General features: G+C 70.5%; 19 protein-coding genes. 9 read left to right on the forward strand and 10 right to left on the reverse strand.

The genetic code is table 11. The features are described 5' to 3' along the window. Positions 1-247 precede the first annotated feature (247 nt). Entirely contained in the window at positions 248-1,603 is a 1,356-nt protein-coding gene (locus IPL40_05425; GenBank protein ID MBK8480598.1) for a mechanosensitive ion channel family protein, read from the forward strand. Between the two features lie 77 nt (positions 1,604-1,680). Here IPL40_05425 and IPL40_05430 read toward each other — a convergent pair whose 3' ends face one another. After that, positions 1,681-2,655, reverse strand: coding sequence for an SDR family NAD(P)-dependent oxidoreductase (locus IPL40_05430; GenBank protein MBK8480599.1), 975 nt, complete (start codon positions 2,653-2,655; stop codon positions 1,681-1,683). A gap of 2 nt (positions 2,656-2,657) precedes the next feature. After that, positions 2,658-3,896 carry an adenosine deaminase family protein gene (locus IPL40_05435; GenBank protein ID MBK8480600.1) on the reverse strand — a complete coding sequence of 413 codons (1,239 nt, stop codon included), beginning with the start codon at positions 3,894-3,896 and terminating at the stop codon, positions 2,658-2,660. A 305-nt stretch (positions 3,897-4,201) separates the two neighbouring features. On the opposite strand from IPL40_05435, the gene IPL40_05440 reads away from it, so the two are divergent. Continuing rightward, positions 4,202-5,914, forward strand: coding sequence for a sigma-70 family RNA polymerase sigma factor (locus IPL40_05440; protein ID MBK8480601.1), 1,713 nt, complete (start codon positions 4,202-4,204; stop codon positions 5,912-5,914). Between the two features lie 29 nt (positions 5,915-5,943). On the opposite strand, the gene IPL40_05445 is transcribed toward IPL40_05440, so the two are convergent. Then, the gene (locus tag IPL40_05445) at positions 5,944-6,321 is read right to left on the reverse strand and encodes a ribosome-associated translation inhibitor RaiA (protein MBK8480602.1); all 378 of its coding nucleotides are present in this window, start codon (positions 6,319-6,321) and stop codon (positions 5,944-5,946) included. A gap of 653 nt (positions 6,322-6,974) precedes the next feature. Between IPL40_05445 and IPL40_05450 the strand changes: the two genes are divergently transcribed. The 4 genes from IPL40_05450 to ettA all read left to right on the forward strand — a co-directional run bounded on the left by IPL40_05450 (position 6,975) and on the right by ettA (position 11,522). Beyond that, positions 6,975-8,438, forward strand: a complete 1,464-nt coding sequence (locus IPL40_05450; GenBank protein ID MBK8480603.1) for a GAF domain-containing protein — start codon at positions 6,975-6,977, stop codon at positions 8,436-8,438. Between the two features lie 22 nt (positions 8,439-8,460). Then, positions 8,461-9,021 (forward strand): CBS domain-containing protein, encoded by a 561-nt coding sequence (locus IPL40_05455; GenBank protein ID MBK8480604.1) that lies wholly within the window; start codon positions 8,461-8,463, stop codon positions 9,019-9,021. Further along, on the forward strand, positions 9,011-9,685 hold the full coding sequence (locus tag IPL40_05460) for a cytidylate kinase-like family protein (GenBank protein MBK8480605.1): 675 nt from the start codon (positions 9,011-9,013) through the stop codon (positions 9,683-9,685). The genes IPL40_05455 and IPL40_05460 overlap by 11 nt, the downstream gene beginning before the upstream one ends. Positions 9,686-9,839: 154 nt before the next feature. After that, positions 9,840-11,522, forward strand: a complete 1,683-nt coding sequence (gene ettA / locus IPL40_05465; GenBank protein ID MBK8480606.1) for an energy-dependent translational throttle protein EttA — start codon at positions 9,840-9,842, stop codon at positions 11,520-11,522. A gap of 45 nt (positions 11,523-11,567) precedes the next feature. On the opposite strand, the gene IPL40_05470 is transcribed toward ettA, so the two are convergent. The 7 genes from IPL40_05470 to IPL40_05500 form a co-directional block, all read right to left on the reverse strand. Further along, positions 11,568-12,692, reverse strand: coding sequence for a VWA domain-containing protein (locus IPL40_05470; protein ID MBK8480607.1), 1,125 nt, complete (start codon positions 12,690-12,692; stop codon positions 11,568-11,570). A 132-nt stretch (positions 12,693-12,824) separates the two neighbouring features. Next, the gene (locus IPL40_05475; GenBank protein MBK8480608.1) at positions 12,825-14,081 is read right to left on the reverse strand and encodes a glutamate-5-semialdehyde dehydrogenase; all 1,257 of its coding nucleotides are present in this window, start codon (positions 14,079-14,081) and stop codon (positions 12,825-12,827) included. A 2-nt stretch (positions 14,082-14,083) separates the two neighbouring features. After that, positions 14,084-15,274 carry a glutamate 5-kinase gene (proB, locus tag IPL40_05480; GenBank protein ID MBK8480609.1) on the reverse strand — a complete coding sequence of 397 codons (1,191 nt, stop codon included), beginning with the start codon at positions 15,272-15,274 and terminating at the stop codon, positions 14,084-14,086. A 147-nt stretch (positions 15,275-15,421) separates the two neighbouring features. Continuing rightward, entirely contained in the window at positions 15,422-16,063 is a 642-nt protein-coding gene (locus tag IPL40_05485; protein ID MBK8480610.1) for an SMI1/KNR4 family protein, read from the reverse strand. Between the two features lie 209 nt (positions 16,064-16,272). Next, the gene (locus IPL40_05490) at positions 16,273-16,542 is read right to left on the reverse strand and encodes a DUF2132 domain-containing protein (protein ID MBK8480611.1); all 270 of its coding nucleotides are present in this window, start codon (positions 16,540-16,542) and stop codon (positions 16,273-16,275) included. A 2-nt stretch (positions 16,543-16,544) separates the two neighbouring features. Further along, positions 16,545-17,978, reverse strand: coding sequence for an ATP-dependent RNA helicase DbpA (gene dbpA, locus IPL40_05495; protein ID MBK8480612.1), 1,434 nt, complete (start codon positions 17,976-17,978; stop codon positions 16,545-16,547). Positions 17,979-18,189: 211 nt separating this feature from the next. After that, a complete protein-coding gene (locus IPL40_05500) occupies positions 18,190-18,858 on the reverse strand; it encodes a hypothetical protein (GenBank protein ID MBK8480613.1) in 669 nt (222 codons plus the stop codon). Between the two features lie 98 nt (positions 18,859-18,956). Here IPL40_05500 and dapC point away from each other — a divergent pair, with 98 nt between their 5' ends. The 3 genes from dapC to dapE are packed head-to-tail and all read left to right on the forward strand — an operon-like array spanning position 18,957 to position 22,028. Further along, on the forward strand, positions 18,957-20,120 hold the full coding sequence (dapC, locus tag IPL40_05505; GenBank protein MBK8480614.1) for a succinyldiaminopimelate transaminase: 1,164 nt from the start codon (positions 18,957-18,959) through the stop codon (positions 20,118-20,120). Continuing rightward, positions 20,113-20,958 (forward strand): 2,3,4,5-tetrahydropyridine-2,6-dicarboxylate N-succinyltransferase, encoded by an 846-nt coding sequence (locus IPL40_05510; protein ID MBK8480615.1) that lies wholly within the window; start codon positions 20,113-20,115, stop codon positions 20,956-20,958. The genes dapC and IPL40_05510 overlap by 8 nt, the downstream gene beginning before the upstream one ends. Continuing rightward, entirely contained in the window at positions 20,958-22,028 is a 1,071-nt protein-coding gene (gene dapE / locus IPL40_05515; protein ID MBK8480616.1) for a succinyl-diaminopimelate desuccinylase, read from the forward strand. Before IPL40_05510 ends, dapE begins: the two co-directional genes overlap by 1 nt. The last annotated feature ends 35 nt before the right edge of the window (positions 22,029-22,063 follow it).

Genomic DNA, 22,063 nt, shown 5'->3' on the forward strand with positions numbered 1-22,063 from the left:
TCGCTCCTGATGCTCGCGCGCCAGTGGTCGCGCATTTTTTTGCCCACGGCAGGGATCCGCCGCTGCACTGCGCACCACGCGCGCCACCGCGAGCCACGCGAGCGCCGCAACACGCTCGGGCCGCCCCTTGGCTGCCTCCAGGGCATGCGCCGCGGTCACCTCCCTGCGGTGCGCTGGCAAAGCAGGGTGTCAGCATTTCAGGACCGCGGGTTGGCGTGTGCGCGCAACCGTGGTCCAATGCGCGCCCATGAAGCCAATCACACTCGACGCGACGCCCTCGCACTGCCCTTCCTACGCCATCCCGCGATCCCGCCAGAGGACGCGGGCGCGCGTGAGCCAAGGCACGCGCGCCCGCAGCCCCGCACGTCTGGCGCTCGCGGGCCTCACTGCGATCGTCGCAAGCACGCCCTCCGCCGTGCTCGGCGCCAACTCGCTGCTTCAGCACCTGCCGCAGTCCTTTCTACGGCGCGGGCCGGGCCACCTGGCGCTATGGCAGTGGCTGGCGCTGCCCGTGATATGTCTCGCGGCCTGGGGCGTGGGGTCGCTCCTCAGCCGCCTCAGCCGGCACCTGCTCTCGCGCCTCGCGGGCCGCACCGCGATGGAGTGGGACGATGCCATCGTCGCGCGGCTGGGCGGGCCGCTGACGGTGGCCTGGGCGCTGATCGTGCTCTCCCTTACGCTGCCCTGGCTGGAACTCCCCGTGCCGGCCCAGCGGATTGCCGGCCGCATCATTCGCGCGAGCCTCTTCGTCGACTTCTTCTGGGTGCTCGCGCGCGCGCTCGACGTGGCAGCGCAGCTGATCGGCTCGTCCTCCTGGGCCCAGGACCATCCGGCCTCGCGGTCACTGGTACCGCTCGGCGCGCGCCTCGGTAAGCTCGCTGTCCTGATCACCGCCGTCGTCGCGCTGATCTCGGCGGTGGGTTATCCGGTGGGCAGCCTGCTCGCGGGGCTCGGCATCGGTGGCTTGGCCGTGGCGCTCGCCGGCCAGAAGACGATCGAGAACCTCTTCGGGGCGTTCTCGATCGGCGCCGACCAGCCCTTTCGCCAAGGCGACGTCGTGCGCGTCGAGGACACCTTCGGCACGGTCGAGACCATCGGGCTGCGCTCGACCAAGATCCGTTCGCTCGATCGCACGCTGATCAGCATCCCGAACGGCAGGCTCGCCGAGATGCGCCTCGAGTCGTACTCCGCGCGCGACCGCATGCGCCTCGCCTGCACCGTCGGCCTCGTCTACGGCACCACCCCAGCGCAGCTCCGCGAGGTACTCGCCGGCGTCGAGGCCACGCTGCGCGCGCATCCCAAGATCTGGCCCGACGCGGTGGTCGTCCGGCTGAAGGAGTTCGGCGACTCGGCGCTCTGCATCGAGGTGATGGCCTGGTTCCAGACGCCCGAGTGGTCCGAGTTCCAGCTCATTCGCCAGGAGGTGCTGTTCAGCTTCATGGAGACCGTGCAGCGAGCCGGTACCTCGCTCGCCTTCCCCACGCGTACCGTGCACCTCGTGCAAGAGCCGACGCCCGCCGCGACGTCGGCCGCGACACCGGCCGCGACCCCTGCCGCGACCCCTGCACCGGTGCCTGCGCCACGCCAACAGTCCGTCGACTGATCGCCTTGTGATCGCCTACCGCGCGAGCGACAGCGCCAAGGGGCGGTGGAGTCCCCCGCCGAGCCCAGCGCGAGACGCTAGGGCAGACGCGCGACGAGTTCCTCGGTGACCTGCCACAGGCGCGACGCCAGCGCATCGTCGCCACCGTGGCGGCTCGTCCGCGCCTCGCGGCAGTCGGCGAAATAGCGCCCGCTGACGCCCGTCGCCGCCGGATGCACCGCCACATAACACTGCGTCGCCGCGCCCTGCGCAGCGGTCTTGAGGATCAGCGGCGCTGCTACCGCGAGCACGCCACGCACCAGGGGATTGAGGTGGCGGACGAGGTTGGTGCGAATCACGCCCGGGTGAATCGCGTTCGCCGTGCGCCGCGCCCGCGGGCTGCTCGCCAGGCGGCTAGCCAGCGCGCGCGCGAAGAGCAGGTTCGCCAGCTTGGACTGGCCGTAGGCGGCCCACGGGCGATAGTCGCGCGTTCCTGCGAGGTCGTCGAAGGCGATCCCACCCGGCGGCGCTCCCCGATGCGCGCGGCTGCTGACCATCACCACGCGCCCGTCGTCCGCGAGCTGATCGAGCAACCCCGTCACCAGGATGAAGTGCCCGACGTGGTTGGTAAGAAACTGCAGCTCGAGCCCATGGCGCTGCTCGAGCCGCGGCAGCGCCATGATGCCCGCGTTGGCGATCAGGGCGTCGATCGGGCGCCCGAGCGCCCGCACGGCCTCGACGCAGGCACGCACCGCCGAGGGCTCGGAGAGCTCACAGGCCAGCGTCGTGCACGCGGCGCCCGAGCTCCGCGCGTCGCTCAACGCGCCGCCCGCCTCGGCAACGGCTGCCGCGGCCTTCTCCGCCGTGCGCGCGAGGGCGATCACCGACGCTCCTCGGCCGATCAGCGCGCGCAGCGTCTCCAACCCGAGCCCGCTGTTGCTGCCCGTCAGCAGCACCGTCTTACCGCGCAGGTCGAGCCCGCCGACGACCTCGGCGGCCGTCGAGCGGGCACCGAAGGCGCCCCCCTCCTTGCCGCTCGCCACCGGCGCGCTGCGCTGCTCTGTCGAGGTCATCGTCATCCTGGTGCTGTCGGCACGTGGCCCGGCCGCAGCTCCGGGTGCTCGCGCTCGAGCTGCTGGTAATAGTCGATGATGCGACGCACGTAGCGCCGCTTCTCCTGATAGCTCCCCGGGAAGAAGCTGCGCTTGAAGCCATAGATCACGCAGCGCTTGAGCTCGTGCGGCTTGAGGACGAGGTGGCGCATCGCGCGCTCGATCTCACGCGAGACGGTCGTATTGGAGACGGTGCGGTTGTCGGTGCAGATCGTCGTCGAGAGGCGCGCCTCGGTCATCAGGCGAAAGGGATGGTGCGCCAGATTGCGCAGCCGCGGATTGGTCTGCATGTTCGAAGTTAGACAGATCTCGATCGTGATGCGCCGGTCGGCGATGTACTGGGCCAGGTCGCGCACGTAGCGCTCGCGGTCCTCGATCTCCGGATCGCTGATCGTCGCCGTGTCCATCAGGAACGTGCCGTGGCCGAGGCGGTCGGCGTGGAGGTCGGTGATCGCCTGGAAGATGCTCTCGGGGCCGTAGGCCTCACCAGCGTGCACGGTCTTCATCAGGAAGTACTTATGCGCATATTGATAGGCGGCGATGTGATCCTCGGCCGGATAGCCGACCTCAGGGCCGGCCAGGTCGAAGCCGGTGATCGGGATGCGGTACTCGTCGCGGATCCGCACCGCCGCCTGCGCCAGCTCGAGCGAGGCCAGCGCAAAGACGCGGCGCGGCTCAGAGAAGCCATGCACATTGAGCATGTTGTCGAAGTACTCGCTCTGCCCGCGACCAAAGTAGCGCATCGCGCAGACGACGATCGCGTACTCGAAGGGCGGCTCGAGGCCATCGACGACGGGACGCCGCGCGTTGAATTGTTCCTTGGCGTGCTTGAGTCCGCGATTCACTGACTTGAGCACGTTCTCCATGCTCAGGTGAGCATGCACATGGAGCTGCGGCGCGAAGCGGACCTCCACATAGCGGACGCCCTCGGCCTGATTATCGAGCGCCAGCTCGTAGGCCGCGCGCTCCAGCGCCAGCTCGCTCTGGAGCACCGCCACGGTGTAGCCGAAGCCCTGCAGATACTCTTCCAGGCTCTGGTACTCGTCCTTGAAGACCGTCTGACGCAGGCCCTCGACGCTGTCGGCCGGCAGCTCGATGCGATACTCGCGAGCCAGCTCGAGCAGCGTCTCGATGCGGACCGAACCATCGAGGTGCACATGCAGGTCGGACTTCGGGAGCTTCTCGATCACCTCGCTCGGGATCACGGCGGCTCCTGCTGCGTCGGGACGATCGCGTTGACGTGCGCGGATCGTAGCCCCATGCCCTCGCCTTGTCACGGCCGCAGCCGCAACAGGCCGCAGCCGCAACAGGCCGCAGGCGCGCCCGGCCGGCGCCGCGCCCGCTGCCGCGCCGGAACTGGCGCCAACGCGACGGATCACCGATGATGGACGGCACTGAGTCGGCAATGGCAATCCGAGGCAAATCACCCCGATCCCCCGGTTCGACCGGCCAGGGCAGCGGACGCGAGCCGTCGCCCAGCCGCTCGAGCGTCGGCCCGTTGAGCGCCGTGCCCACAGTGATTGGCGAGCTCGACGACGTCGAAGATCGAGACCACGAGGCCGAGGACGCGCCCTTCGAGGATGCGCCCGAGGAGGAGGCCTTCGCGGCGCTCGAGCGGCCCACGCCGGCCCCGGAGAACGCGCTGGACGCCTCCAGCGGGCTCGACCCTGTGACGATGTACATGCGACAGCTCAAGGCTGTCCCGCTGCTGACGCGGGAGGCCGAGGTGGAGGCTGCCCAGCGGCTGGAGGCCGCGCGCCGCGATCTGCTCGGTGCTGCCTTGGAGACGGCGGTGCTGGTCGACGAGCTGAAGCAGCTCGCCAGTCGGCTGCGCAGCGGCGGGAGCCGCCGGCGGGGGCGCGCCAAGCCCCTCGAGGCGCTCGAGGAGCCGAGCGAAGAGAGCGGCGAGCCGGCAGAGCACCGCGAACGGCTGCTGGGCATCATCGACGAGCTGGCGCCGCTCGACCACCGCCACCACGATCTGCAGCTCGAGCACGCCCGCCTGCCCCTCGACGACACGACGCGCCGACAGGCGCTCGAGGCGGCGCTGGTGGCGCTTCGCCAACAGATGCTCGACCGGATCATGACCATCGAGCTGCCCGAGGCGGTGTGGACCAACGTCACGCGGCGCATCTCGGCGCTGGTGCACCGCGTCCGGCTGGCGCGCGAGGACATCAAGCGCATCGAGGGACGCGCGCAGCTCACGGTCGCTCAGCTACGCAAGCTGCTGCGCGAGCGCCGGCGCAATCCGGCCGCGATCGGGCTGCACGCGATCGCCACGGCCGAGCTGCCCCTGCAGTCGCTGGCGACCCGCGAGTTCATGGTCGGACACGAGGTCACGGACGCCGAGCTGCAGATCTTCGCGCAGCGGCTGCGCAATGCCCAACGCCGCCTGCGGGCGGTAGAGAAGCGCGCACGACTCGATGGACCACGCCTGATCACGGTCCAGCGCCAGATGGTCGACGCCGAGCGCCGGGCGCAGCGCGCCAAGGACGGCCTGGTGCTGGCCAACCAGCGCCTGGTGGTCCATGTCGCCGGCCGCTACGCCAATCGCGGGCTCGCCTTCCTCGAGCTGGTGCAGGAGGGCAACCTGGGCCTGATGCGAGCCGTCGAGAAGTTCGACTGGCGACGCGGCTACAAGTTCTCGACCTACGGCACCTGGTGGATTCGCCACGCTATCTCGCGCGCGATCGCCAACCAGACGCGAACGATCCGCCTGCCGGTCCATATCCGCGACGCGATTCGCAAGCTGCTGCGCGAGAGCCAACGGCTCGTCCTCGAGACCGGTCGCGAGCCGACGATGGAGGAGCTGGCGGAGCGCCTGGACCTGGCCTTGCCGCGGGTCGTCGAGATCATGGAGGCCTCGCGCAAGACGCTGCGCTGGGAGCTACCTGTTGGCGAGGAGGGCGAGTCGGAGCTCGGCAGCCTGCTGGCGGATAGCGACGCGCCCTCTCCCTTCGACGAGGTCAGCGACCGCACCGAGTGGCAGCAGCTGATCGCCGGGCTCGATCGCCTGCGTGACCGCGAACGCGACGTGCTATCGCGGCGCTTCGGCCTCGGCGGCAAGGAAGCCCAGACCCTCGAGGAGGTCGGCCGCGATCTCGGCATCACCCGCGAGCGCGTGCGACAGCTCCAGGTCCGCGCCCTGCGGCGGCTGCGGTCCGCCGTGCTCGGCCATGCGCCATTGTTGGAGGGCGCAGAGGGCGAGGAGGACGGGTGAGCACGAGGGCGAGGGCGGCGCTGCGCTGCTCAGGCGACGAACGCTGATTCCCACTGCGGCTGCACCCGCGCCGTGGCGCGCTGACGGCGCTCTTCGACGAAGTGGGTCAACTCGCGCTGGGCCTTGTCGAAGGCAACGCCCACCGCACGCGCCATGCTGACCTGGCGGTGATCTTCCGGCGGCTGCCGACTGGCCACCACTTCAGCGCCGGGCAGCTCGACGGCGACGCGCACATGGTACTGCCGCCCTTTCTGTTGATGACGGTGCGGCACCTCGACCAGCACCTGAACGCCGACGATACGATCCGACAATCGGGCGAGCTTCTCCACCCGACGCTCGATCAGCTGCTCCACGCGCGGCCCGGGCCGCGTCTCGCGATAGGTCACTTGAACCGGTACGTTGGCCAATGCGCACCTCCTTGTGCCGTCCATTCCTGTTTCCACCCGCTCGCCAACCCCGCGAAGCCGATAACCCGATCGGCAGCTTGGCCGGCCAACGGCGCCATCCAGTGGCGACGCTGGTGAGCAAGAGGCGTTCCGTTTCGGTGCCGCGCCGACGGTGGCGCTCTGCAAGACCTGAAGACCCTCGATTTCAGACGCGGATCCCTCAGCGACCGGCGTCGCGGCGCTGGGCCCTCGTCGGCACTTGTCTGCCTCAGCCCGCTGCCGAGACCGACAAGCGTGTCGTTCTGCGCCACCGTAGGTTCGTCACGCACGCACACGCTGCGCCCACTGGCCCCTGGCCGGCAACGGTAGCCTGCGGATTTCACCGCGCTTCCAGCCAGTCTCTGCGCGAGAGCAGGGCCTCGTGGGGCAGCCTGCCCTGGGGTGGCCGGATGACCCGGAAACAGACTGAAGGGCCAAGAGCTCGGGCCGCAGCTCGTTTCGAAGCTCGTTTCGCAGCGGGTGCCGCAGCGGGTGCCGCAGTGGGGGCCGCAGTGGGTGCCGCAGTCGACCGCCGCCAAATCGCCGTGCTACGTTCGGCGCAAGCTCGCCGCAGAGGAGGTTCGCATGCCGAACGCATGGCCCGCGGCAGGCCCGCTTGCCGAGAGCAGCGGCAGATGAAGATCCGTCGCAGCCCGGACGCCGAGACTCGCACCCGCCGCCCGGCCGTCGCCGGTGTGCTGCGACCGCGCCAACGCGCGATATGGCGCCGGGAGCTCGTGCAGCAGGGCTGCCTGGTCGAGCTGGCGCGCGCGGCGCTTGAAGGACTCGAGCTGCAGCCGCTGCTCCACGAGGCGAGCCAGCGCTTTGCCGTCGGGCTCGGGGTGGATCTGGCGGGGATCTGGACGCTCGACGACAGCGCCCACGAGCTCGTCCTCACCGCGGCTACCGGCTGGCCCGATGCGGCGGTCGGCAGCCACCGCATTCCGCTTTCGAGCGGCTCGCACCTGGCGCTGGCGGCGGCCTGCGCCACGCCCCATGCGCTGGCGGCCGAGGACCTCGCCGCGAGCGTGGAGGCCGGCGACACCGCCCTGCTGGTCGAGCCCGGCGCGCGCAGCGCCGTGGCCGTGGTGATCCACCAGCGCGGCAAGCCCTTCGGATTGCTGGCAGCGCACAGCCGGCGGCGCCGCCGCTTCCCCGAGGCCGAGCTGCGCTTCGCCGAGACGACGGCAGAGTTGATCGGCGTCGCGCTCGGCTGGCGCCACCGGCAGGACGCCCTGCGGGATTGGCAGCGCAGCCTCCTCGGCGGCGTCGTCAGCGACCTCGTCGAGCGGCGCGCGATGGCCGCGGCGCTCGCGCGAGCGGAGGCGCGCAACCGAGCGCTGCAGCAAGCCCACGACGAGCTGGAGCGAGTCGCCGTCGCCGGTGAGCTCGCGGGCATCATGGCCCACGAGGTTCGCACCCCCCTCAACGCGCTGTCGATCAACGCCCAGCTCGCCGAACGCGCGCTGCGACGGGGGGGCGTCGACGAGACCGGTCGCGCGCTCGAGCTGCTGGGCACGCTGCGCGGCGAGATCGAGCGCATCAACGGCTTGCTGCACGAGTACCTGCAGGTCTTGCGGCGGCCGGCAGGACATCCGCCACGGCGCTTCTCGCTGCCGCAGGCGCTGCGTGACGCGCTGCGCTTCGTCGAGCCCAAGGCCCGCGATTGCCAGGTCAAGCTCGAGCTGACGCTGGCGGCGGACGTCGAGGAGCTGTTGGGGGATGAGGCGCGGCTGCGCCAGGTCTTGCTCAACATCGTGCTCAACGCGATCCAGGCGATGCCGCGCGGCGGCACAGTCGAGCTGAGCACCGCGCGCGTCGGGGATCACGCGCAGCTCATCATTCGCGACACCGGCCCGGGGATCGGCTCGGAGGCGATCAAGCGCATCTTCCAGCCCTTCGTCACCACCAAGGATCAGGGCACAGGCCTCGGCCTGGCGATCTGCAGTCGTCTGGTGCGAGAAATGGGCGGTACAATCGTCGTCGCCTCGCCGCCGGGAGAGGGGGCCTGCTTCGAGATCCGGCTGCCGCTCGACGGTCCGCCGGCAGCCGCGGGCGCCGGCCGCCAGCAACCCGACGGCATGACCGCGGAAGATTGAGCACCACCGAGGGGGCGCAGACATGGCAGAGCGAACGAGCAATCCGGGCGGCGCGCCCGAGGTCGTCGCGGCCACAGCGGAGGCGACGGTCTATGCGCGGATCCGGCGGGCGGCGGGCCAGCGCGTCGCGGAGATCATGACCACCGAGGTCGTCACCATCGACGCCGCGACCGACCTCGCGCGGGCGGACGCACTGATGCGACTGGGTCGCTTTCGGCACCTACCCGTCGTCCAGGACGGACACCTCGTCGGCCTGGTCACGCATCGCGACCTGCTGCGCACGATGGCTGACGCCTTCCGCGACTTCGCCGGCCCCGAGCGCGCCTGGCTCGGGGCGCACCGTGTGGCACAATCGCTGCGTGCCGAGCAGATCATGGCCCGCACCGTCTTGACGATCCATCCCGACGCAACGGTGTTGCAGGCGGCCCACCTTTTGCGGCACAACAAGTTCGGTTGTTTGCCGGTGCTGGCCGATGGTCGACTGCTTGGTATCGTCACCGAGGCGGATTTCCTCGGCCTGGCGATCACGGCCCTCGGCGAAGCGCCCGCGGACGAACCCACGGAGGCCTCGTATGCACGTTGAACAGCTCGTTCTGCGGCGCGTGATGCAGTGGGAGGAGCAGGCGAAGCGCGAGCCACACCTGGGCGCCGTCGCGCAGCAGCCGGTGATCACGATCTCGCGTAGCTGCGCCGCGCGCGGACGCGAGGTGGGCCAACGGGTCGCGCAACGCCTGGGGCTCAATCTCTACGATCGCGAGCTGGTCGAGCAGATCGCCGAGCATGCTCAGGTGCGCGAGAAGGTCGTTGAGTCGCTCGACGACCGGCTCCGCGATCGCATCTCGAACTGGGTCGGTGAGCAATTCGAGCGCTGTCACTTCAGCTATAGCGACTACCTGCGCAACCTCTCGCGCGTAGTGCTGACGATCGCCGAGCAGGAGCGCGCGGTGATCGTCGGCCGGGGTGCGCATTTCATGTTGCGGCCCGAACGCACGCTGCGGGTGCGCCTCGACGCCCCGCTCGAGCGACGGATCGAGCATCTAATCGCGGAACGCGGTATGAGCGAACGTGAGGCGCGCGCGGAGGTGCTGCGGGTCGACGCCGATCGCGCCGCCTTCGTGCGCCGCCACTTCGCCCAGGACGTCGCCGACAGCAACCACTACGACCTGTTGCTCAACACCGCGGCGCTGGAGGAGGACCTCTGCGCCGACCTGGTGGCGGAGGCCTTCCGGCGCCGCTTCGGCGGCTGAGGGCCCGCCCCGGAGCCTGCGCTCAGCGAACTTCTACAGCGGCGAGCGTCCAAACCGGCAAACTTCTACAGCGGCAAACTTCTTAACCGATAGGCGCTTCCCTCGGGCAAGCAGCCCTTGCAGCGGGGCGCGCGTGGCGCGCCGAGGATGGCTCATGGCTCAACCCTACGTCTTCACCATTCAAGACCTGTCCAAGATCGTGCCGCCCAAGCAGCAGATCTTGAGCAACATCTCGCTCTCCTTCCTGCCCGGCGCGAAGATCGGCGTGATCGGCCCCAACGGCTCGGGAAAGAGCACGCTGCTGCGCATCATCGCGGGCGTCGACAAGGAGTTCAATGGCGAGGCCTGGCCTGCCAAGGGCATCACGATCGGCTTCCTGCAGCAGGAGCCCCAGCTCGACTCGGCCAAGGACGTGCGCGGCAACGTCGAGGAGGCCGTCAGCGCGGTGCGCGACCTGCTCAATCGCTTTGAGCAGGTGAGCATGGCGCTCGGCGAGACCAGCGATGAGGCAGCGCTCGACAAGCTGCTGGCGGAGCAAGGGCGGCTCCAAGACGCGATCGAGGCCAGCGACGGCTGGGAGCTCGACCGCCGGCTCGAGATCGCGATGGACGCCTTGCGGCTGCCGCCGGGCGACGCCGCCGTCGACACGCTCTCGGGCGGCGAGCGCCGACGCGTGGCGCTCTGCCGCATCTTGCTCAGCCGACCTGACCTGCTGCTGCTCGATGAGCCGACCAACCACCTCGACGCCGAGTCGGTGGCCTGGCTGGTGCGTCACCTCGGCGAGTACCCGGGGACGGTGATCGCCGTCACCCACGATCGCTACTTCCTCGACGACGTCGCCGGCTGGATTCTCGAGCTCGACCGCGGACGCGGTTACCCCTTCAAGGGCAACTACACGGCCTGGCTCGAGCAGAAGGAGAAGCGGCTGGCGCAGGAGGAGAAGCAGCAGCAGGGGCGGCTGCGCGTGCTGGCACGCGAGCTGGAGTGGGTGCGGGCGAGCCCGCGCGCGCGCCAGGCCAAGAGCAAGGCGCGCCTGGCGCAATACGAGGACCTGCGGCGCGACGCCGAGAACTTCGAGGGGCGCGATCCGGCGGTGGAGATCAGCTTCCCCCCGGGCCAGCGCCTCGGCGAGGACGTGCTGGTCGTCAAGGGCCTGCGCAAGGGTTACGGCGACCGGCTGCTGCTCGACAACGTCGACCTGCGTCTGCCGCGCGGCGGCATCGTCGGGGTCGTGGGTCCGAACGGCGCCGGCAAGACGACGCTCTTCAAGCTGATCGCTGGCCTCGAGCAGCCCGACGCCGGCACGCTCAAGCTCGGCGAGACGGTGCAGCTCGCCTACGTCGACCAATCGCGTGACGCCCTCGACGGCGACAAGACCGTCTGGGAGGAGATCTCCGACGGGCAGGAGGTAATCGAGCTCGGCAAGCGCCAGATCAGCTCGCGGGCCTACGCCAGCGGCTTCAACTTCCGCGGCTCGGACCAGCAGAAGCGCGTGTGCGAGCTCTCGGGGGGCGAGCGCAACCGCGTGCACCTGGCCAAGCTGCTGCGGCGTGGCGCCAACTTCCTGCTGCTCGACGAGCCGAGCAACGACCTCGATGTCGAAACGCTGCGCGCGCTGGAGGATGCCGTGCTGCGCTTCCCCGGCTGCGTGATGGTGATCAGCCACGACCGCTGGTTTCTTGATCGCGTGGCGACCCACATACTCGCCTTCGAGGATGACGGGCAGATCGTCTTCCTGACCGGGAATTACCAGGACTACGACGCCGACCGCCATGCGCGCCTCGGCGCCGCGGCCGACCAGCCGCATCGCCTGCGCCACCGGCGCCTGACGCGTTAGCGGTCCGCGCGCTGGAGGTGGCGGCGCGCACGCAGCGCGCTCAACTCAAAGGCCCGCGCTGCCGCCGAGGGCGTCACAGCCGCCCGTGAAGCCCTTGGCGCTGAAGGGCACCGTGGCCTCACCGCTGAGGTTGCGGGACCGGGCCGCGATCGTCAGCGTATGCGCGCCGGCGCGCTTGGGGCTGCAGTAAGAGAGCGTGTAATAGCTGGCCGCCGCGCGCGCCAGCCGCTGCCCGATGGCGCGAAAGGCGCCCCCGAGCTGCTCCCCCTCCAGGGCCGTGGCGAAGCCATCGGGGCCCAGGGCGCTCAGCTCGGCGCTGTCGATCTCGTCGCCAAGGCCGATCGAGAAGAACGAGTAGCCGGGCGGCCGACGCCGCATCGTGGCGACCGCCTGGCTGGCCTGCGAGGCGGTGCTGAGCCCCGCACGATCGGTGCCGTCCGTGAAGAGCACCAGGAAGCCCGCGCTCTCGTCGGAGGTTGCCATTAGCTGCCGGCGCACATCGAGCACCTCTATCCCCTGCAGCACGGCGCCGTAGAGGTTGGTCGAGGCATCGACGACGTTATAACCGCCGAGCCGGTCCACCGCCGCCCGCAAGCTGTCCTTGCTATAGGTGAAGTCCTGCCGACGCTGGAGCGTGGTGCGACCGTCGAACGAGTAGATCGCCGCCTCGCTCTCCTCGGGCAGCTCATTGATCAGGGCCTGCGCGGCATCCTGCAGCGCGTCGATATGGCCGACGACGCTGCCGCTGAGGTCGAGCAAGAGCGCGGTGAAGAAGTCGAACTGCCGCGGCGCGGGGACGAGCCGATGGTCGCTCTCGCTCGACGAGAGCGGCTGCCCATCCTCACTGATCGTGAAGTCGAGCTCGTCGAGGCCGTCGACGGGCTCACCGGCCGTGGTCAGCACCTGGAGCTTCAACACCACCCGGCTCGGGCTCTCGGTGATCGGCTTGCCCGAGAAGCGCACCACCAGCCCACTGGCGGCGGCGCCGTCGCCCACGCCCCCGTCTACCGCCGCCGGCGGCAGCCCATGAAAGGGATTCTCGCCGCAGGCTGCCAGCACCAGCAGCGCGCCGAGCGCCGAGCGCCGGCGCGGCGCCTGGCAAGCCCAGTCGCCGGCAGGAACGCGTCGCGGGGAAAACGGAGCCAACCGCGCAACTCGGCGGGACGTCATGGCGATCTCCTCAACTGGGGCCCAAATCCGACGGCCCTGGCCCGACGCCAGGGGCGGGTGGAAGGACCAGCCAGGCCCCGCCCATGCAACTCGCGGGCCGATGCCTCGAGCGGCGCGCCGCGCTGCGCCAGCTCAGCGGCGCAGGTGGCCGTCGCCGCGCACGAGGTACTTGTAGGTCGTGAGCTCAGGCAATCCCATCGGCCCGCGAGCGTGGAGCTTGTCGGTGCTGATGCCGATCTCGGCGCCCATGCCGAACTCGCCGCCGTCGGTGAAGCGCGTCGAGGCGTTGACGTAGACCGCCGCCGAATCGACCTCCCGCAAGAAGCGCTCCTGCGCTCCTGCGTCGCGCGCGACAATCGCGTCCGAATGCTGCGAGCCATAGCGCGCGATGTGATCGATCGCCGCGTCGAGGTCGGGCAAGACGCGCACCGCGAGGATCAGCTCGAGGTATTCCTCGTGCCAGTCCTGCTCCGTCGCCGGCGTCATCGCGGGCACGAGCTGCCGCGCGGGTTCATCGCCCCGCAGCTCGACGCCGAGGCTGAGCAAGCGCGCGGCGAGCCGAGGCAAGAAGGCCGGGGCGATGTCGCGATGCACCAACAGGGTCTCCAGCGCGTTGCAGACGCCGGGACGCTGGCACTTGGCGTTCTCGACGATCGCCAGCGCCATCTCGAGGTCGGCGCTGCGATCGACGTAGACGTGGCAGACGCCCTTGTAGTGCTTGATCACCGGGACGCGCGCCTGCTCCGTCACCGCGCGGATCAGCCCCTCGCCACCGCGCGGAATCACCAGGTCGACGCGACCGACGAGCTGCACCAGCTCGCGCACCGCGTCGCGGTCGGTGGTGGCCACGAGCTGCAGCGCCCCGGCCGGCAGGCCGGCGGCCTCACCCCCGCTGACCAACGCCGCGCCGATCGCGCGATTGGAGTGCTGAGCCTCCGACCCGCCGCGCAGGATCACGGCGTTGCCGGCCTTGATGCAGAGCACCGCCGCATCGGCCGTGACGTTGGGTCGCGCCTCGTAGATGATCCCGATCACGCCGATCGGCACGCGCACCTTGTCGATCTGCAGCCCATCGGCGCGTCGCTGACGATCGAGCCGCTCGCCCACCGGATCGGGCAGCGCGATCACCTGCCGGATGCCAGCGATCATCGCGTCGATGCGCGCATCCGTCAGCGCCAGCCGATCGAGCAGCGCGCCGCTGAGCCCGCGCTCGCGGCCCGCCGCGAGGTCACGCGCGTTGGCGGCCAGCAACGCGGCCCGTTGTTCCTCGAGCGCGCGCGCCATCCCCTCCAGCATCGCGTTCTTCGCGGCGCTCGAGCAGGCGGCCAGGCGGCGCGACCCGGCAAGCGCGCGATCCCCCAACGCCACCATTTCCTCGTGCAAGCTCATGGCTACCCCGTCGCGCCTGCGGCGCTCGCGCCTCCCGCGCCCACCACCATGTTGTCGCGGTGGATCACCTCATCGGTCGGTCTCGCGCCGAGCACGCTGGCGATCTCGGCCGTGCGCCGGCCCTGGATCTGCGCCAGCTCGACGCTGGTGTATTCCACCAGCCCGCGAGCGATCGCCTGCCCGGCGAGCGTCTTGACCGTGACCATCGCGCCGGCCGCGAAGCTGCCTTCGACCGCGCGCAGGCCGATCGGCAGCAGGCTCTTACCGCGCTCGACGATCGCGCGCGCCGCGCCATCGTCGACCACCAGCGCGCCCTGCGGCCGCTGAAAGAAGGCGATCCAGCGCTTCTTGCTGGCGAGGCCGCGCTGGCGCCCGTCGACGGTCGCGGCGGGCGTCCCGATCAGCGTGCCGACATCCTCACCGCGAAACAAGCGCGCCAGCGTGTCGCCGCGCCGCCCATCGGCGATCACCGCCGACCCGCCGACGTCGACGACGGCCTGCGCGGCGGCGAGCTTCGTCGCCATACCGCCGGTCGAGAGCGGGCTCCCCTTGCCCCAGGCCAACGCCAGCGCTTGCTCGGAGACACGCGCCAGATGGGGCACCCGTCGCGTGCGCGCCGACCCGGGCGCCGAGGGCGCGCGCAGCCCGTCGGTCGAGCTGAGCAGCACCAGCAGCGAGGCATCGACCAGCATCGTCACCAGCGCGGCGAGCTGATCGTTGTCGCCGAGCTTGATCTCGTCGACCGCCACCACGTCGTTTTCGTTGACCACCGGCACGATGCCGTGGCGCAGCAGGGTCATCATCGTGTTGCGCGCATTGAGGTGGCGCTGGCGATGCCGCAGGTCGTCATGCGTGAGCAGCACCTGTCCGACCAGGCAGCCGCACTTGGCGAAGAGCCGATCGTAGCGCGCCATCAGGCGGCTCTGACCGACGGCCGCGGCCATCTGCAGCTCCGGCACGCGCTGCGGCCGACGGGGCAGGCGCAGCGCCTCGACCCCGGCGCCGATCGCCCCCGAGGACACCAAGATGACCTGGCGCCCCGCGGCCCGCAGCGCGGCGAGCTGCTCGACCAACGCCCCGATCCGCCGCTCGTCCGGCCGCCCCGAGCGCTGCACCAGCACCCGCGTCCCAACCTTGATCACCACCCGCTGCGCACGGACCAACGCCTGCCGCTGCTCACTGACGGTCGTCATCGCGCGCCGGATATACCACAGGCCCCCGCCGCCCGGGGACGGCTGGCGCAGGGGTCGCGCGAAGGCAACGGGCGAGTGCTCTGCTGCCGCCGATGGGAGCTTCCTGGCAGCGCGGGTGACCGGCGATGAGCACTGAGGTCCTGCCACCTACGGGCGCGCGAAGATCGCCGCCAACGCTTGAGCGTCGTAGCCGCACTCATAGGGGCTTGGGTCGTGAGCTTCGAGCGCCGGATCAGCCCAGTTGCGCAGCGCCAGAAAGGTCGCGTCGTCTGGGTCGGCAGTCCTCAGGGCTGCCGGCACGCCCAGGCGGTCGAGCGCCGCCGTGCTGCCTTCGCAGAGCAGGTAGAAGGCGGTACGCGCCAGCAGGAAGGCCGTCAGGCTGGACCCCGCGAGTGCCATGCACCCCGGCTCGAAAATCTGTCCGATCTCCACGATCGGCTGGGGAAACTGCGGCGCGGCGCTGGCGGGCATCCAGAGCCCGAAGGGATTCCCGCAACCGTCGCCGCCGAAGACCAAGACCTCGTCTGGAATTGGCCACTGGTATTGGCGGAGCTGCGCGGAACTGGCCTCGAGCGATAACCCGTCGGGCGCGGAGAGGGGATAGTAGGAGAGATTGCCGCCCACCAATCCGGCGCCATCGCTGAAGAGGTAGAGCGCACGGAGCTCCGCCGGCAGCGTGTAGTCGAGCGCCCTCTCGACCGCGGCGAGCGCATCCGTTGACGCCGGCGCCCTCAACTCATGGAGTGCCGGCGCAAGCTGCCACGCTTCAATCAGTCGCTTGAGGTCCATTGAGCGCGCCCTGACCTGCTAAGAGCCTCGAAGAACTGTCAGCCCAACGTGAGCACTGCGACCGCGTCAACCCTCCAGTGCGCTCGGTGCGCTCGGCGGGCCGCCAAGGAGGTCCCGCGCGCCGCCCCGTCATGGCGTCGCGCCACCTCGCACCCCACGCGCCGCGACTCGCGGATCCGTCGACCCATCAGCGCAGGACCGGCATGACGTCACGGATCAGCGCTTCGGAGGCGGTTGCGAACACCGGTTTGGCGTGCCTGGCGTGCCTGATCCTCGAGGTAGAGCGCCTCGACCTGCCTGCGCGCCCACGGGGTCCTGCGCAGGAAGGTCAGGCTGGACTTGAGGCTTGGCTCGTAGGCGAAACAGCGGATGTTGATGCGGCTGGCCAGGTCCTCCCAGCCGCGCCGCGCCACCAACGCCTCGAGCATCACCTTCAGGGTGATGCCATGCAGCGGATTCTTGGGCTGCTCGCCTTGCATCGCTATACGAGGGTCGCGCGAAAGCGCTTCTTCTTAATCCGACCCGCGTTCAAGGCCTTGGTCGCCGCGCGACCGACCTCCCGCGCGACCGCCACGAAGGTCAGTCGATCGTGCAGCTCGATCCTGCCGACCTCGGCCGCCGAGAGCCCCCCGGCTGCGCCCGTCAGCGCGCCGAGGATATCGCCTGGGCGGAGCTTATCCTTGCGTCCCCCCGCAAGCAGAATGGTCTGCATCCGGGCCGGGCCCGCGAAGGCCTCAGCGAGCACGGACAGGGCCCCTGCGCCGGACGGCGGGGCGGGAAGCGCCTCGAGCCTTCTTCCCCTCAGCGCTTCGATGGCCCTCAGCCGTTCACCATCGCTCCGGGTCGACAAGGAGATCGCCAGCCCCGGGCGGCCGGCGCGCCCCGTCCGACCGACGCGGTGGACGTAGGTCACCGCCTGCATCGGCAGCTCGAAGTTGATCACCAGGTCGAGACCCTCGACATCGAGCCCGCGGCCCGCGACGTCAGTGGCCACCAGCAGGCGCAGGCTCTGGTTGCGAAAGCGAGCCAGCACCTGGTCGCGATGGAATTGGTCGAGGTCGCCGTGAAGACCCTCCGCGGCGGCGCCGGAGCGGCGCAGCGCCTCCGTCAACGTCGCAACGGTCGCCTTGAAGTTGCAGAAGATCAGCGCCGATTCGTGGGGCTGCTGACCAAGCACCCAATACAACGCATGCAACTTGTCCGCAGGCTCGGCGCAGACCTTCAACTCGCGCAGCTCCGCCAGACCGTCTGTGGGATCGTCGACGCTCACGCGGACCGCGTCGTGCTGATGCGCTCGGCTCACCGTCTCGATCGTCGGCGGGAAGGTCGCCGAGAAGAGCGCCGTCTGCCTGGTCTTCGGGAGGGCGCGGAGGATCTGCTCCATCTCTTCCTCGAAGCCCATCTCCAGCATGCGGTCGGCCTCGTCGAGCACCACCGTACGCAGTGCAGGCGCCTCCAGCGTGCGCCGATGCAGATGGTCAACCAGGCGTCCCGGCGTGCCCACGGCGATGTGAATGCCGAGCCTCAGCGCGGCGACCTGGGGACGCAGGGGCTCGCCGCCAGCCAAGGTCAGCACCTGGAGCCCCTCGTGCTTGCGCCCGAGCTTGCGCAACTCGCGCGCTACCTGGGCGCAGAGCTCACGCGTTGGGCAGATGACCAGCGCTTGCAAGGCGCGCGGCTCGAGCCGCAGGGTCTGCAAAATGGGCAGGCCGAAGGCCAGGGTCTTGCCGCTGCCGGTCCTCGACTGGCCGATGAGGTCCCGGCCTGCCAGGAGGATCGGGATGCTGCTCAGCTGTATTGGCGTCGGCCCTTCGTAGCCGAGCTCCTTGACGACGGCGAGGAGCGCCGGCGAGAGGGCGAGCGACGAAAACTCGGCGGAGAGCAGCGGAACGCACGGCTCGGCGGCGGCGTCCATCCAGGCTAGCCTTCGAGCCTTCCGACCGTCGGCAGTCCGTCCATCGATGACTCCCTTCGCGAGGCAGAGCACTGCAGTCCGAAATCTGCGTCCGCGGAAGGCACCCAAGGCAGCATGACGCCTACGCTTCGGCTCCTGGACCTCGCGCCGCAGCGCCGCAGTCGCTCGGTCCGCCAGCTGTCAACGGGCTGCCCACGCGATCAACGGGCTGCTAACGCCGCGGAGCGGCGGGCTCGAAATCGAGCAGCTCGACCACGGTGGTAGCCTCGAGCGCGCGATCGATCCAGGCATCGAGTAGCGGGAGGTTCGTACAGTCGAGCATCCGCGCGCGCTGGTCCTCGCTGATCGCCAGCCCGCGCGCGGCCAGTATCCGCAGTAGCGCTTGCGCTTCGCCCTCGGCCTTGCCCTTGGCCTCGCCCTCGGCCTTGCCCTTGGCCTCGCCCTCGGCCTTGCCCTGCGCGAGGTAGCGCTTGGCGAAGTCACTCTGATAGGTGTAGCCGCCGCTTTGCATCAGCTCCTCCAGTTGGCAGCGCAGCGCAGCGCCCGCGGCGCGCCAGACGACGTCGCAATATAGCATGCTGCGATCGTGCTCCAGGCCGGCTGCGGCCTCGAGCGCAGCGAGCACGACGGGGAGGCCGTTGGGCCTTTCGCCGTGGGCGGGGGCCGAGAGCACGGCCAGCTCAGGGGCAGCGCGGGCGGACGCCGCGTCCGTTACGAAGGGAATGCGTTCTGGACCGAGGACGAAGGCTTCGAAGATCGACGCCCCGGGCCCGAGGGAAACCGGCCGTCGCGCCCAGCGCGCCACCACCTCGGCGCCCGTCTTCCGCTGTTGCGGCCTGGCGGGGTTCCTGGCGGCGAGCTGGCGCCCTCCGTTGCGCACTTCGCCGCTGGCGGCTGCTGCTCGGCCGCGAGCCCGACGCGGCGGGGGCCTGGCGCGGCTGGTCGCTCCTCGGCTATGTTGCGCCAGCGATGCCGACGCTGAATCCGCTGCTGAGCTCGCTGGCTGCCTATCCTGCCGAGGCGCTGCATGCCGAGAAGCGCGCGCTCGTGGCGGCGGGGCGCGAGGTCTTCGACTTCTCTGTCGGCGACCCGCTCGAGCCCACCGATCCGCGCATCGTGGCGGCCTTGCGCGACGCCGTGCCGGCGGTCAGCCAATATCCGACGATCGCCGGCGAGGACGACTTCCGCGCGGCCTGCGCCGAGTGGGTCGCCCGACGCTTCGGCGTCGCGCTCGACCCCGCACGCGAGCTGCTGCCCAGCGCGGGCTCGAAGGAGGCGATCTTTCACCTCCCGCTGGCCTTCCTCGACCCGCAGGGACCGCGGCGCCGCGTGCTCTTCGGCACGCCGGCCTACCCCGTCTATGAGCGTGGCGCACGCTTCGCGGGCGGCGAGCCCTGGGCGGTCGAGCTGCGCGCCGAGCGCGGCTATCGCCTCGATCCCTGGGCGCTGCCCGCGGCTGCCCTCGCCGAGACCGCCCTGGTGTGGATCAACTACCCGCACAATCCGACGGGCGCGACGGTCGACCGGGACTATCTGGCGCGGCTGGCGGCGTTCTGCCGGCGCCACGACATCCTGCTCTGCAGCGACGAGTGCTACGTCGACCTCTACCTCGACGGTGAACCACCGCCCTCGCTGCTCGAGGTCGCCCGCGAGGGCGTGCTGGTCTTCCACTCGCTCTCCAAGCGCTCGGGGATGACGGGCTATCGCGCCGGCTTCATCGCCGGTGATCCGCCGCTGATCGCGGCGCTGCGCCGCGCGCGCGCCAACTTTGGCGTGGCCAGCTCGACGATGGTGCAGGCCGCGGCCGCCTCGGCCTGGCGCGACGACGCCCACGTCGCCACGCGCCGCGCGATCTTTCGCCGCAAACGCGAGCTCTTCACGCGCTTCTTCGCCGAGGTCGGCCTGGTCTGCGCGCCCTGCACCGCGACCTTCTACCTCTGGTTACGCACGCCCCTCGATCGCGACCCGCGGGGCTACGCCGCTGAGCTCGCCGAGGGCGCCGGGCTCCTCGTCAGCCCCGCACCCAACCTCGGGGTGGACCAGCCCTACGTGCGCTTGGCGCTGGTGCCGACCGAAACTGACTGCGCCCGCGCCATCGCCTGTTGGCGCGCGCTGATCACCAGGAGCGCCTCCCATGACTGAGCCAAACCCCACCGACAGCGACCTCACCGCCCTCGAGCGCGCGATCACCGAGCTGGCCCTGCGACCCGAGCTGCTCGACGAGCCCGGGCGCGCCGAGCCCGTCCACGCGACGATCGCCGCGCTCGACGCCGGTCGACTGCGCGTCGCCGAGCCAGGCGAGGGCGACTGGGTCGTCAACATCTGGGTCAAGCAAGCCATCCTGCTCTACTTCCGCCTGGCGCCGATGCGGCTGATGGAGCTCGGGCCCTTCGAGTTCCACGACAAGATCCCCCTCAAGCGCGGGCTCGACCAGCTCGGCGTACGCATCGTGCCGCCGGGGACGGCGCGCTACGGCAGCTTCCTCGCGCGCGGCGTGGTGTTGATGCCGGGCTATGTCAATATCGGGGCCTACGTCGACAGCGGCACGATGGTCGACACCTGGGCCACCGTGGGCTCCTGCGCGCAGATCGGCCGCAACGTACATCTCTCGGGCGGCGTCGGCATCGGCGGCGTGCTCGAACCACCGAGCGCCCAGCCCGTGATCATCGAGGACGGCGCCTTCATCGGCTCGCGCTGCATCGTCGTCGAGGGCGTGCGGGTCGAGCAGGAGGCGGTGCTCGGCGCCAACGTCACGCTCACGGCGTCGACGCCGATCATCGACGTCAGCGGTCCCACCGAGGTCGTCTACAAGGGTCGCGTGCCCGCGCGCTCGGTCGTGATCCCGGGCATGCGGGCGCGGCAGTTCCCGGCCGGCAGCTACGCTACGCCCTGCGCCTTGATCATCGGCCAGCGCAAGGCCTCGACCGACCGCAAGACCTCCCTCAACCAGGTCCTGCGCGACTTCGCGGTGGCGGTCTGATGGCGGCGCTGGAGCTCGTCGAACGCCTGCTGACGCTCGTCCGCATCGAGAGCGTGACCGGGCACGAACGCACGCTCTGCGACTTCCTCGCTGCCGAGCTCGGGCGTAGCGGCACGCATGCGCTCACGCGCGTAGGGCGCGCCTTCGCGCTCTACCCGCGCGCACGCCGCTGCCAGCACCTCGTCGCGCTGGTGGGTCACCTCGACACCGTCCCGCCCTCGGCCGACAACCCGCCGCGCGTCGAGGAAGGCCGCGTCTGGGGTCTTGGCGCCGCGGACATGAAGAGCGGTCTGGCGCTGATGTGGCAGCTCGCGGTCGAGCCACCCGCCGGCGCCACCTACGACCTGGCCTTCCTGTTCTATGATGGTGAGGAGGGTGCCTACGAGCAGAGCGGCCTCGGCCCCCTGCTCGAGCAGCTCGACTGGCTGGCGGAGATCGACCTGGCCTTCTGCCTCGAGCCCAGCGACAACGTGCTGCAGCTCGGTTGCCTGGGCTCGCTGCAGGCCGAGGTGACCTTCGCCGGGCGCCCGGCGCATAGCGCGCGCCCCTGGCAGGGCGACAACGCGATCCATCGCGCCGGCACGCTGCTGACGCGGCTCGCCGCGCTGCAGCCCGAGTCGGTGCGCTTTGGCGATCTGATTTACCGTGAGGTCGTCTCGGCGACGCTGGCCCACGGCGGAACGGCACGCAACGTCGTGCCTGACCGCTTCACGCTCAACCTCAACTACCGCTTCGCGCCCGGGCGCTCGCTCGAGTCGGCCGAGCAACGCGTCTGCGCGCTGGTCGACGACGAGCGCGCCAGCATCGCCTTCGTCGATCGCTGCCCCTCCGGGGCGATCCCGCTCGACAACCCAGTGCTCGCCGCCTTCCGCCGCGTTTGCGAGACGCCGGCGGCGCCCAAGCAGGCCTGGACCGACGTCGCCCGCCTGACGGCGGCCGGCATCGACGCGGTCAATTGGGGCTCCGGGGAGAACGCCCAGGCGCACCAGCCGAACGAGTCGACCTCGATCGCCCTGCTCGAGGCCGGCGAGGCGCTCTTTCGCCGCTTCCTGACCACGAGCGGCGACTGAGGGGGCCCGGGCGGCGCACCGAGCGCGGCCGGCGC

The organism is Pseudomonadota bacterium (assembly GCA_016711215.1).
Taxonomy (GTDB): Bacteria; Myxococcota_A; Polyangia.

What these genes read in the sequence shown, in the direction of transcription:
- IPL40_05425 (MBK8480598.1), top strand. Translation starts at nt 248, where the DNA reads ATGAAGCCAATCACACTCGACGCGACGCCCTCGCACTGCCCTTCCTAC.
- IPL40_05430 (MBK8480599.1), bottom strand. Translation starts at nt 2,655, where the DNA reads ATGACCTCGACAGAGCAGCGCAGCGCGCCGGTGGCGAGCGGCAAGGAG.
- IPL40_05450 (MBK8480603.1), top strand. Translation starts at nt 6,975, where the DNA reads ATGAAGATCCGTCGCAGCCCGGACGCCGAGACTCGCACCCGCCGCCCG.
- IPL40_05455 (MBK8480604.1), top strand. Translation starts at nt 8,461, where the DNA reads ATGGCAGAGCGAACGAGCAATCCGGGCGGCGCGCCCGAGGTCGTCGCG.
- IPL40_05460 (MBK8480605.1), top strand. Translation starts at nt 9,011, where the DNA reads ATGCACGTTGAACAGCTCGTTCTGCGGCGCGTGATGCAGTGGGAGGAG.
- ettA (MBK8480606.1), top strand. Translation starts at nt 9,840, where the DNA reads ATGGCTCAACCCTACGTCTTCACCATTCAAGACCTGTCCAAGATCGTG.
- IPL40_05470 (MBK8480607.1), bottom strand. Translation starts at nt 12,692, where the DNA reads ATGACGTCCCGCCGAGTTGCGCGGTTGGCTCCGTTTTCCCCGCGACGC.
- IPL40_05475 (MBK8480608.1), bottom strand. Translation starts at nt 14,081, where the DNA reads ATGAGCTTGCACGAGGAAATGGTGGCGTTGGGGGATCGCGCGCTTGCC.
- proB (MBK8480609.1), bottom strand. Translation starts at nt 15,274, where the DNA reads ATGACGACCGTCAGTGAGCAGCGGCAGGCGTTGGTCCGTGCGCAGCGG.
- IPL40_05485 (MBK8480610.1), bottom strand. Translation starts at nt 16,063, where the DNA reads ATGGACCTCAAGCGACTGATTGAAGCGTGGCAGCTTGCGCCGGCACTC.
- IPL40_05490 (MBK8480611.1), bottom strand. Translation starts at nt 16,542, where the DNA reads ATGCAAGGCGAGCAGCCCAAGAATCCGCTGCATGGCATCACCCTGAAG.
- dbpA (MBK8480612.1), bottom strand. Translation starts at nt 17,978, where the DNA reads ATGGACGCCGCCGCCGAGCCGTGCGTTCCGCTGCTCTCCGCCGAGTTT.
- IPL40_05510 (MBK8480615.1), top strand. Translation starts at nt 20,113, where the DNA reads ATGACTGAGCCAAACCCCACCGACAGCGACCTCACCGCCCTCGAGCGC.
- dapE (MBK8480616.1), top strand. Translation starts at nt 20,958, where the DNA reads ATGGCGGCGCTGGAGCTCGTCGAACGCCTGCTGACGCTCGTCCGCATC.